The organism is Chryseobacterium lathyri, assembly GCF_030812195.1.
In the GTDB taxonomy this organism is placed as follows: domain Bacteria; phylum Bacteroidota; class Bacteroidia; order Flavobacteriales; family Weeksellaceae; genus Chryseobacterium; species Chryseobacterium lathyri_A.
Genome location: NZ_JAUSSF010000001.1, coordinates 1,255,011 through 1,267,012, shown reverse-complemented (window position 1 = coordinate 1,267,012; position 12,002 = coordinate 1,255,011). Strand labels below are relative to the sequence as shown.

The following is a 12,002-nucleotide window of genomic DNA, read 5'->3' as shown; positions in this document are numbered from 1 at the left end:
CAATAAATATTGAAAAAATGAAGAAGAATTACAATAGGATCAACTGCTTTAGCTAGAGCTGTGAAAAACCTTTGATTAAGCAATTGCTATTTTAGAAAGTATTTATAAAATTTCAATACTTTTTTTATTCTACGCTTGGTTTTTTGTCTGTTTGTAGCCTTGACGATTTGTTCCAGACAGTGTTCCGGGGAAATTCCTGATAACAATGAATATTCATGACTTATGATTTTAAGGATATCAAGACTATTGGTTAACCGCGAAAAATTTTTAAATCTATCAGGAATCTCAAATCTTTCGTGAAAATTCATTCTATTTAAGTCTACTAGAAAAAAGCGATATTCATTGTTGCTTTTCTTTATTAAAAAATTTCCGGGAGAATTATCAATGAATTCAATTCCCTGTTCATGTAATTGATAGATTAATAAAGTATATCCTTTAACAATTTCCGTCCAGTCTTCAAAGGAATTTTTATTAAGAAATACATCTTCCAATGTAAATGCGTTTTCCAGCTGCTCGCTTATATAATAACTACTTGTTAACCCAATGCAGTCATGAAATTCTACATAAGCAATAGGTTTTGGAGTAAAGAAATTTTTAGCAATCAACAAATGGGCATATTCGAAAGAACGCTTTGCTTTGGATTTCCGGTAATATTTGTAAACATGCCTGTTAATTAAATTATGCTGTTTAAATGATTTAAAATTAAGTGTCATCTTGTTGATGATAATCCACTTCACAATATTTCGGGTTCCAGGTCCTATTAAGTTCCCTTCATTTTGAAAGTTCTTTATAATACGGAGTATATCATCTGCATAATGGGTATAATCTGATGCAACAATAAGATTCATAGTAACATGGGGGGCAGTATTAATATATTCAAATTTAATTCAGTTCACGTGGGCTCAAGATTGGCCTGCAAGTCATTATTGAAGTAATTTTTTTATCAGACCCGGTATTTCATCTGCATTGATCTGGTTGGTATCTACAGAAAAGCTTTTATCATTGTAAGGTTTGTACATATTTTCATTAGTAACCGAAAATAAACCTAATGTTGGCGTTCCCGATGCGCTTGCTAAATGCATTACTCCATTATCAGCAGCGATAAAAATACAGGCGTTGGCAATGAATGAACCCATTTCCCGGATATCGGTGCTATAGAAAGTTGGGATTTTAAAATTTAATTTAGAAATATTTTCCACCGGCAGGAGTTCTACAAAGTTATAATCAGTAAACTCAGATTGCAGATGTATGTAAAAAGAATTCCACCAGTTTTCGGAATAGCATTTATCTCCCGTAGCATTTGTAAACAGACAAATTGTTTTGTTATTGTTATTGAAAATTTGGCTTAGTTTTCTTTTACCGGTTTCAATTTCATCTTTATCTAATTTTATATTTAAATAAGGAATTTCGCTTATGTTTTCTTCAAATCCCAATTGGGTCAGGAATTTTCTCAGATTGTATATTACATTTTTGGCTGAGTGTTGATAATCGGAGTGTTTCAGATGAATTTCCTCATCCCATTCACTGTAAAATTTGTATTTAGCATTGGCCAGCCGAGTGGATAATTTTCCTGATGACGAACCGTGGGTTGAATTGATTACCAAATCGTATTTTTTCCAACGCATCATAAACCAGCCATTTACATATTTAAACAAATTTTTGAAAGGCTTTTTGGGAAGTTGGATAATCCGATCAATATTTTCATAATTTTTAAAAATAGTGGGAGAGATGTTGCCTTTTACAAATAAATCAATCCTGGCATTGGGAAAGGTATTGGTAACCTCCTGTACAATGGGTGTAAGCAATAATATGTTGCCTAATCTATGATTTGGGCGTGATATTAATATTTTTTTTATGTCTGTATTTTGAACATGTATTGTAGAGGAACTTGACTTGCCTATGTTTTTTGTAATGCTATGCATGAATTTTCTTCTGGCAGCGTTGAGTTGTTTAGGTACTTTCATAAATAAAGAAGATATTTTGTTTTAATTTTCGTGTTAAGTTTATACTACAATCTTCACTCTATGTCAATCAAAACAGGGAGGCATACCAATACAGAAGTTGTTAAGTATATTTTAACCTATGTATATTAAATTATAAATTTTTACAAAAATTTATAAACAAAATATAAAAAATTAATATTAATTTGATTGATATAAACTATGCTCTACTTTTGTAAAGTCAATGAGTTTTTATTTTAATAATATTCAGTCATTTATGATATTTTTTTCAGCCAGTTTCTTAATTTTAATTTTCATAAGCAGAAGCATTATAGAACTAGATTATTTGTTTTAGAAGTCAAAGAAAGAAGCCTTTAAAAGATCAATTATGGAAGAAAATCAAAATTTTAATACAGCAGGGCCCGACCCTATAGAGTTAATGAAAAAACTCAAGATCGAAACGGAATCTCTGTACAAGGAATTTCAAAGTCTAAGTTCTGGAATTTCTATTATGAACGAAAAGCTAAAACGAACAGAAAACTTAATTGAGCAAAACTTGAAAGAGCTAAAGGAAAAAGTAGGGAATATCAAGGTAGAAATTTCTCCAGAAGATCTGAAACAGCTTGAAACATACAAAGATTACTTCAATCACTATAAACCTCTTTTATACGTCTCCTTTTTTATTATTATATCGGGGTGGGGGCTAGGAATCTTTAGTGCTCTTTCTGGAGTGAAATGGTATAAGGAGAGTGTTCGCACAAAGCAGGAAATAAGAACTGAAGTTCTGCAGGAAATAAAAGCACAGGGAAATGTGATAATAGAGGGGCAAAAATTACTTGATTATGAAAAGCAGAGTGAGGCATTAGAGGCATGGGAGAAATCAAATCCGAAGGAAAGTAAATCGCTGACCAATTATTTTAAACAATATCAAAAATTGAAGAAAGAGAAGAAATAAAAATGCTCTTTTCAATAATAGATAAGTTTCACTTGTAAAAACTCTCAGTAGTAAAAATGGGTAGTATTCAGAGGAAAATAAATTCATAAAGGAAATGAGGTTCAGCGACTTGCTACCTCTATAAAAATTGAATAGTCATCATAGCTCTGATTATTATCTGGAACATCTGAAGATGTCTCAGACAAAATGGTAGTTTATCACTAAGAAATGTTTTTTATCATTTGCATTTAATTTATATTATGTAAAAAATATTGCTGTAAAGCGACAGATTCTGTCATTATAATGTATCTTTTTGGCCTGAACCGGAAATCTACTCCTAAATCTACCGAACCCTACTATGACAGGTAGTGCCACTTCCGGAAAACTGGTCAGTTAAGCCCATGATACTTTTATATTTTATCCGTAAGCATTTTTCATAGAAAATATTTATAGCAAATAAAATAAATCTTTCAGTACTACGAACAAGTAGTGATTTTATATAAAATGCATTATTCAACTTTACCCCAATAAAAGTTGATCAACTGTTCACAACATTTTAACATCAAAAATCACAGTTATGAATATCGAAAGAACAGATTTCACCAGCCTCTCAGCCGAACAATGGGAAGAAAAAAACAGGCTGACTAATATAGGGTAACGAAGGAATCTCCGGAACCAACTGAATTTTCGGTTCCAACACCTACCCAGTCAGATAACGGACAATAAAAATGAAATTTTATCATGGAAAATATCAAAGGTTGGTGAAAAATAGTTCAATATTTTTCGATTATTTTTGAATTTTTTTCTCGAATAAATATAAAATGATTCAAGTGAATTCAGATAATTCATCTTTTTTCGGATAAATAATCAAAAAATTTTTTTTTCATTTTCTGTTTTATTTTAAATTACTGTAAATCAGTATATTGCTTAAATTGTAAATAGTAATGTACAAAATGACAGCTATGGTTTTTACCTTTTTTTCTTTATGCTTCCTAATGAAGCTTTAGTTTTGCTTCATCAAAATTCGGAATACTGCTGATCATTAAAATTTAGAACAGGATAAAAATTTTTATAAACCTTTATCTGTTCTGAAAATGAAGATTAAATAATACATCCCTTTATTATTTTTTTGTACAGACGGGAAAACTCTAAGGCATACAATAAAAACACGGTTGATGAAAAAACAAACACAAATGATGAGTATGCTGGCAGTTTTCCGATGGGGAGGTTTCCTCCTCATCAGGTCTGTTCAGATAAAAGAGGTGTCCGGTAATGCAGATGATCAATATAAAAATAACCAATGTAGGTATTATAACGCATAAACAGCACATTATGGAAGATTTAAAAAACATTCACATAGGAGATTTTATCAGAAGGAGAGTGATTGAATCCAATCTGGATATGGACAGGATTGTTGGATTTATGAGAGCTACAGAAGAAGAGATCAGGGAAATGTTTACCTGTTCTTCGCTTAGTTCGGACATATTGCTTCGTTGGAGCAAGCTGCTGCGGTATGACTTTTTCAGGTTGTACTCCCAGCATATTATGCTGTATGCCCCTGCCAGCAGAGATATGACAAGTGAAAAAACGCCGAAAGATACTCTTACTTCATTACCTGTTTTCAGAAAGAATATTTATACCCCTGAGATCATTCAGTTTATACTGGAGCTGATAGGGACCGGGAAAAAAACAAAACAGGATGTCATGGCAGACTATAAAATTCCCAAGACGACCTTATATAAATGGCTAACCAAATACAATGGGCAGGTAAGAGCAGGAAAACAATAAACATGGATTGTTAAAAAACTATTCCTGGTAGGAAGGATACTGTTATTCAATATGATACATTCTTAACTTAAGTGTTTTTATGATGCAGGCCCGACAGACTGTTGATGGTATTTTAAAAAATACGGATAACGTAAAAATGATGAAAAAATACCCTACAATACCATTACAGTCTGTCGGTGGGGAGGGTTTCTCCCCATCAGGTCTGCTTATTAAGATGCTGAATACCAGGTGCAATAAGATTATTAACATCATTTTTAATCTTAGTCTTCTGAAAATCAATATTTTATTTTCTTGTAGCTAATAAAAAAACAATGTATTTAAAAATAAAGAACAAGATTGTCAATTATAATTTCCTGGGAAAAACCAGGAAGGAAATCTATAAGGCCATGGGAAGGCTGCCGGATCAAAAAGAAAACAGCTTATGGTGCTATACAGTGGATATTTCCTGGCGGATCAGGAAAACATTGTTACGTATCGAGTTTGAAAATGATGTTGCCAGCCACCTGTCATCAACATGCATATATGAACTCCCTTTAAAAAACAAAAAAGAGACCTGAAAGTATGCCTGACACTTATGTATTGATGGGCGAGATGGCTTTCAGGCAATAACTGAAACAAAACTGAACTAAATAATAGTTGGGCTTACCAACAAATAATAATAACATAATAAAAAACACAGCATTATGAAAAAAAGATTAATGACAGCGGTCATCTCTTTTATTGTACTAAGTGCATATGGGCAGGTTGGGATTAACAATGCCCATCCGGAAGCAACGCTTGATATTCATGCAAAAAATCATTTGGGAGCCGTTACGGGAAATGACGGGATCCTTGTCCCGAGGGTAAACGACCTTACGGCTAACGGTACCAAAGAAGGCCAGCTGGTCTATCTGATCAATACCGGATTTCATTACTGGAACGGTACCGCATGGACACTTATCGGAGGAGATCCTACCAAAGATGCCTGGGTAGATGATGCAGCCGGTACAGCCGTAAAGCTAGGGGCTAATTCTGATGGAAGTGCCAGGGCAACCGGAACTGACTTTACTGTAAAAGACGATGGAAGGGTAGGAATAGGCACGGATACCCCACACGCTTCTGCCGCCCTGGAAATTGTTTCTTCCAACAAAGGCGTTATACTCCCGAAAGTACACCTTCAACATCATATGGATAATGTAACGGTTGCTAATCCCAAGGAAGGAACCCTCGTATATAACACGAATAAAGTAGAGGTAGGAGGACAGCTATTCCTAGATATCGGGTACTGTTTCTGGGATGGTACGAGCTGGAGGTCTTTGCTTACTTCTGGAAGCAACGGAGGAAGCGGTGGGGCAGCTGGAACCTATGTTCTGTATTTGAACAAGGCAATAGATAATTATCCTAACACAGGAAATGGAGCAATGCAAGTGCAAACTCCGATACGAAATTTTACTGACAACGGGATAAAACCTCATACAGGCTATACCTATGATCCTTATACAGGAAGGATAACAGTTCCGGAGAGTGGAGATTATGAAATTAATTTTAATTTTTGTGAAAGCAATCTTGTAACTGGGGGTACTTATGGAATGAGATTATTAGGAGTAACAGATCTTAACGGACAATGGATGGGCAGAATAGTAGACAGGCAGTTTCCGACTTCTGAGACATCAAATCATTATTATACGAGTAGTACCAAAGCAATTGTCCGGAATTTGATTGCAGGGCAATCTTATATGCTAAAAGTTGCTTATCTTACCAGATTTGATCTTCGTAAGGTAGATTATAATACAAATGTTAATACATCAAGCCCTATTTATGGTAATCCTAATGCTACTTACATAGAGATCAGGAAAATACGATAATAAGGAGTTCCGAATATCATGAAATTATGCAGGTCAAAGAGAAATACGATTCTTACAACAAATGATGAACGTAGTTTTTATGCTGCAAAAAAAAATCCTTTGACCTGCTAAATTAAAATTTGTCGGGTAAACTATTACCAATTCAATTACTGACCCTACATGACAGGATAAGCTCTTAGGGACTCAGGATAAGGCTCCCGGATAAATGATTAAAAAAATGAGATATGAGAAATACAAGATCCAACAAGGATTCCATCATCAGTCTTTTAGAAATGACTAAGGAGGAAACGAAGAATATCCTGGGTTGCGGATTCAATTTTTTCCCGTCCCGGTACTGGTCCTATCCGCTGAAGGCAGCAAGATGGGAAAGCTCAAGGGTCCTGTACCTGTATTTTAAAGAGGGCCGGATTTATGAGACATTTATTTACAGATATTACCTGGGTAAGCTGATCAGAAAAAGAACGGATAACATTAAAAGTATCAGCATCGCTTCTATAGAAGATTCAATATAAAGAAAAACGATGAAAAAAAGTAAAAAAGAAACCATCTACGGAATTCCTGATTATAAGCGCATTTATGCTGATATCCTGGAGATGAAGCATCCTGAAAAAAAACAATATTGCCATGAGATTCTTGAAAAAAGACAGATTTCGGCTCTTGATGTGATTCAGATCAACAGGATTATATTTGGCAGGAACAGGGTCAAAAGAACCCACAGGTCCTATGACGAAAATTCCATTGCAAAGATATTGAGATACCAGTATGAAAATGATCTGACGAATGCTGAATTGTCAAGAGAACTGGGAATCAGCCGCAATACCATAGCCAAATGGAAGAAAATTTTTTAAAAGGTTACCGGTTTATGGCTTATACTCCATCATCAGGATAGAAGCTGTTTTCTGATAATACATAGCTCTAAAGCAATTAGCGGAAGTACCTGAAACCTCTGCTGATTCTCCTATCCATCCCCCCTTTTAGATAAACAGAACCGTTTTTACTACATGGCATTACGCTTTGTAGTATATACAGTTATATACTTACCTGAGATAGTACAGAAATGGATGGTGAAAAATTACTCACCTGAAGGGCGGGATAGCATGACCTGGAACGGAATGATAACGTGTTGATCTGTGATGATGTTCAACCTGGAAATCCCGAGTGCCCGGTGATGCTTATTTCCGGGAATCCTGTTTTATAAAGGTATTAGAATCCGGTTAGAAAAAATTATTTTATTAAAACATAGACCTGAATGTTATATTTTTGTACAATCTAATAACTATTTAAACATATATCTGCATGGTAGAGCTATTCAATAATATATATATTTCTCTTCCTATGATATCCTCGCTTACCTGCGGTATGCTCTTTAGCATCGCTTACGGACAGGAGCTGACCAGGGCTGAGCATAAGGCTAAGAAGATACTGATCATTTACTTTGCTTTTATGATTCTCAGTTGGTTTTATGCACAGCTCTATCCCGTATATGAAGATCAGTTGAAATACTTTATCCCAATGGGATGTTTCCTGTTGCAGGCAAGCCAGGTTTTTTTATACCATTTCATATGTATACTGACGCCAGTAAAAGGTGCAAATCTGCATCATATAAAATTTCAATATATTATCCCTCTGCTGCTACTGCTGGTATCAGGAATCTTTATGGGATCTTTTGTCGGAATTCAGCAGCTGTCAGATGATGTTATTTCAACATTTTTTATGCCCTATGTATATGCTTCTGCCTTTTTTTCTGTTTTGATTTATACAATAGCAGGGAGTATACGGATTTACCGGTATAAGAAGAAACTGATCAGAAATTATGGAGTAGAAAAAGGCAGGGTAACGCGCTGGATGGAACTCTGGATGTCATTGCGCGGACTATTTACCATTCTGTCTGTTTTTAACGGAGCCTGGAATATCAATATATTATGGGTCATGATACTTCTTATTCCGGTGCAGCATATAATCATTGTCTATAATATGCTGGCCAGAAACTATATGATACTGTCCTTTAACGAAAACCATACGGTCATGATCTCCGGAGGAGATATTATTTCAATGGCTTCCAGCAATGAAAGATATCAGGCCCATTTAGAGATAAGTACTTCGCCGATTCTCAGTAAGGAAGAACTGGAACAATATTATGAAAAAAGCAAACCTTATCTGAATGCAGCCTTTAAAATGAATGACCTGGTAGAACATTTCGAAACCAACAGAACCTATCTTTCGGGATTTATCAATAAAACATTTGGTGTAAATTTCTCACAATATAATAACCTCTGGCGTCTGAAAGAAGTAGAATACCTCCGGCAAAAGACAGAGAATGAAGATAAAAACCAGGAAGAACTTGCTCTGATGGCAGGATTCAGCAATCCCAGATCCTACTGGCGGGCTAAGAAATCTGCGGAAGAAAATTATAAAAAAGAAGACTATGGAAACTAAGGATTTATTTTTAACGATGTCTTTCTCTTTTGCTGTATTTTCTGCTTTTTTCTGCAGTGTGCTACTCCTGATGAGACTGACTCAAAGCAAGGATACATTTGTAAAAAGGGTTATTATACTTCTTATAGGAGGTTATGGGGTAGAGGTTGTCTATCTGATTACCGTTTTCTTTTTTATCTATAATAAAGAAGCCTTTGTTCAGACCAAGGCCGTTAATTTTTTAACGATGCTGTTACTTCCGGTCATGTTTTATCATCTGGTATTCAAACTGACCAGGCTCCGTACGTCCGAGAAATTCTCATTCTGGCATTATGGGATTCCCTTTATTCTGGCAGCAGTATATGGGATATGGTTTATGATGATCCCAGATCATATCCGGCAGAATACTGATGATAAAACTTTACATTGGTCGACGGGATATGAGGCATTTATTATTTTTGATTACGGACGTTTTTATATCAGGATGGTAATCAGCATTATTTATTTGTATCTGGCGATAAGGAGAATGTACCGGTACAAAAAGGAAATTGTACAGTATTCTTCCAATATTGAGGAAACGTCCCTGAGATGGCTTTACCAGATTTTTGGTGCGCTTTTTCTCATTATTCCGCTTCCTGTGCTGATCTATTTTATCAACATGAAAACTTATTTCAGCTTAGCAGGATTGCTGATCCCGGGGCTACTGATCCTCTTACTGAATGTAACGCTATGTTATCATATCTTCAGGCAGAACTTTATGCTGCTCACGGAAGATATTATAGCAGATAAACTTTCTGAGCAGGAAAAAAAGGTGCGGGAGCCCCTGAGCCATGAGGCTGTTAACCATTATATGACTGAAAATAAACCTTTCCTGAATCCGCATCTTAAAATTACGGAGCTGACAACGGTTTTCGGGACCAACCGTACTTATCTGTCTGCTTTTATCAATACGACCTACGGGCTCAATTTCAGCATGTATATCAACCGGTTCAGGCTGGAAGAGTTTGAACGGTTAAAAAATCTGCCCGAATATGAAAATGCCGAGGAGGAAGAATTGGTATACCTCTCCGGTTTCCGAAGCTATCAGAGTCTTAAAAGGAGTGAGAAAATATTAAGATCACTTAAAAAGACAGCATAATCAGGAGACTATAAACAAAATTGTATAGACTGTTTCAAAATGGAAAAGTCTATTTTTTCTTTATAAATCATCTGATTTTTTATCATCTTTAAATCCATTAAGTAATGGCTTGTTTTTTTTTAATAATCTGTTAATCAGTATTTTGTAAAATGATAAATAAAGATTGCTGATTTGTCAGTAGAGATTTTTACCTTTTTTTCAGCATAAGGAAGCTTACCTTTTTACTTTTGTCATCCCAAACAAGGGTACCGATCCGGATGAATATTATGAATTCTGAAAAGTCATTCGCCACTAACAAATACTTATAATTTTTTTCTTCTTTATCTCAGGTTGGAATTTGTACAAAACTTTGAAAGATAATAGTCCCATGAATTGTTATTCTGAATAACTGTTGAATTAGGATAAGTTTTCACGATCGGTAGTAAAAATAATATATAATTAAAGCAAAAAATAAGATGAAACAAATGATGATAACATGCATACTGTATGTTTTGATACCAATAAATATGTTTAGCCAGATAGGAATAAATACGACCCAGGCCCATGCATCGGCAGCGTTAGAAGTTGCAGGAAACGATAAGGGATTTTTACCCCCGAGAATAGCGCTGAAGGGTACTAATGACAGTGTTACCATTGCCGGCCCGGCCGCCGGTCTTTTAATCTATAATAAATCCATAGCAGGCAACAGTACAAATGCTGTGGTACCCGGATATTACTATTGGAACGGAAGCAGCTGGACCCTGATCGGAGATACCCGGAATACCTGGGGAACTTCCGGAAACAACGGGACCGACCCTAATGTAAACTTTATTGGGACAACAGATAATCAGGATCTGATATTCAAAAGAGAAGGGATCATAGCCGGGAGATTAAGTGGGTTCAGGTATTACAATACCTCTTTCGGAGTAGGTTCATACAAAGGAAATACAGGTCTTCAGGGACGATGGAATACAGCGATAGGATATGAAAGCCTCAAAGGAGAGAATGGAAATATGATTGCCCATGACAATACGGCTGTCGGAAGCCATTCCTTAACTTCAAATTATGATGGGGAAGCTAATACCGCCATTGGATATGAAGCCATGAAATATAATAAAAGTGGGAAATGGAATATAGGAATAGGGTACAGAGGTCTGATAGGAAATAAAACAGGCAGCCATAATATTGCTATTGGTAAAGATGCTTTAGGCAATAACTCAGACGGAATGGAAAATACAGCTGTAGGGTTCCTTTCTCTGACCAATCACGGTATAGGAAAGCAGAATGTTGCATTGGGTGCCTACTCGGGAGGACAACTGTCATTTGGAAATGATAATATCATCATTGGAACTTATTCTGCCAGGAATCAGACTTCTGGATCCAATAACATTGTGATCGGTTCCAATACCGAATTAAAAAGCACCACCGGAGATAATCAGCTCAATATAGGAAACAGTATTTATGGGAATAATGTAAATGCCGGAGCAGGAACCTTTGCCAGTATAGGAATCAATACCAACACACCTGGCAATAGTCTGGAAGTGAAAAGTGAGCAACCCAATACTTCAGGTTTGCGGCTTACCAATTTTAAAGGGATCAGCAGACTGGGAACCAATAACGAAGGGGACCTTGTAGAAATACAGTCTTCTGTAAGAAAAGTGAATACCGGTTATACCATTACCGGATCCGATGAAATTATTTTAGCAGATGCCGCATCTTCGGGTTTAAATCTTACGCTGCCTGCTGCTTCTCAAAAAGGGAGAAAAATTACGGTAAAGAAAACGGAAGCTTCCGGTAACCCGGTTTTGATCCAGTCTTCCAGTCCGATTGACGGGCAGTCTGATATTTCAATTAGCCAGCCTTATTCCGGTATTGTATTGCTGGATGATGGAAATGCTTACTGGGTGGTCGGAAAATTTTAAGGAAAAATAAAAAACACAAACATTATATCTAGTAACCGGTGC

12 protein-coding genes are annotated in these 12,002 nt (G+C 35.7%); 10 read left to right on the top strand and 2 right to left on the bottom strand.

All coding sequences use genetic code 11. The features are described from left to right. Positions 1-86 precede the first annotated feature (86 nt). The gene (locus J2T03_RS05685; RefSeq protein ID WP_307209988.1) at positions 87-848 is read right to left on the bottom strand and encodes a lipopolysaccharide kinase InaA family protein; all 762 of its coding nucleotides are present in this window, start codon (positions 846-848) and stop codon (positions 87-89) included. A 75-nt stretch (positions 849-923) separates the two neighbouring features. Then, positions 924-1,805 (bottom strand): glycosyltransferase family 9 protein, encoded by an 882-nt coding sequence (locus J2T03_RS05680; RefSeq protein WP_307209987.1) that lies wholly within the window; start codon positions 1,803-1,805, stop codon positions 924-926. Positions 1,806-2,328: 523 nt separating this feature from the next. Between J2T03_RS05680 and J2T03_RS05675 the strand changes: the two genes are divergently transcribed. From J2T03_RS05675 to J2T03_RS05630, 10 genes are all read left to right on the top strand, one after another. After that, positions 2,329-2,895 (top strand): hypothetical protein, encoded by a 567-nt coding sequence (locus J2T03_RS05675; RefSeq protein ID WP_306841794.1) that lies wholly within the window; start codon positions 2,329-2,331, stop codon positions 2,893-2,895. A 1,154-nt stretch (positions 2,896-4,049) separates the two neighbouring features. After that, on the top strand, positions 4,050-4,196 hold the full coding sequence (locus J2T03_RS05670) for a hypothetical protein (RefSeq protein ID WP_307209985.1): 147 nt from the start codon (positions 4,050-4,052) through the stop codon (positions 4,194-4,196). 10 nt (positions 4,197-4,206) lie between these two features. Next, on the top strand, positions 4,207-4,662 hold the full coding sequence (locus tag J2T03_RS05665; RefSeq protein ID WP_307209983.1) for a transposase: 456 nt from the start codon (positions 4,207-4,209) through the stop codon (positions 4,660-4,662). A gap of 311 nt (positions 4,663-4,973) precedes the next feature. Next, positions 4,974-5,219 carry a hypothetical protein gene (locus J2T03_RS05660; protein WP_307209979.1) on the top strand — a complete coding sequence of 82 codons (246 nt, stop codon included), beginning with the start codon at positions 4,974-4,976 and terminating at the stop codon, positions 5,217-5,219. 126 nt (positions 5,220-5,345) lie between these two features. Then, positions 5,346-6,506: a hypothetical protein gene (locus J2T03_RS05655; RefSeq protein ID WP_307209977.1), complete on the top strand. Its 1,161-nt coding sequence runs from the start codon at positions 5,346-5,348 to the stop codon at positions 6,504-6,506. Between the two features lie 224 nt (positions 6,507-6,730). Continuing rightward, the gene (locus J2T03_RS05650; RefSeq protein ID WP_307209975.1) at positions 6,731-7,018 is read left to right on the top strand and encodes a hypothetical protein; all 288 of its coding nucleotides are present in this window, start codon (positions 6,731-6,733) and stop codon (positions 7,016-7,018) included. Positions 7,019-7,027: 9 nt separating this feature from the next. Next, a complete protein-coding gene (locus J2T03_RS05645; RefSeq protein ID WP_307209973.1) occupies positions 7,028-7,354 on the top strand; it encodes a transposase in 327 nt (108 codons plus the stop codon). A gap of 448 nt (positions 7,355-7,802) precedes the next feature. Beyond that, positions 7,803-8,942, top strand: coding sequence for a hypothetical protein (locus J2T03_RS05640; protein ID WP_307209971.1), 1,140 nt, complete (start codon positions 7,803-7,805; stop codon positions 8,940-8,942). Further along, positions 8,932-10,059 (top strand): hypothetical protein, encoded by a 1,128-nt coding sequence (locus J2T03_RS05635; RefSeq protein ID WP_307209969.1) that lies wholly within the window; start codon positions 8,932-8,934, stop codon positions 10,057-10,059. Before J2T03_RS05640 ends, J2T03_RS05635 begins: the two co-directional genes overlap by 11 nt. A 506-nt stretch (positions 10,060-10,565) precedes the next feature. After that, on the top strand, positions 10,566-11,960 hold the full coding sequence (locus J2T03_RS05630) for a hypothetical protein (RefSeq protein WP_307209967.1): 1,395 nt from the start codon (positions 10,566-10,568) through the stop codon (positions 11,958-11,960). Positions 11,961-12,002 lie beyond the last annotated feature (42 nt).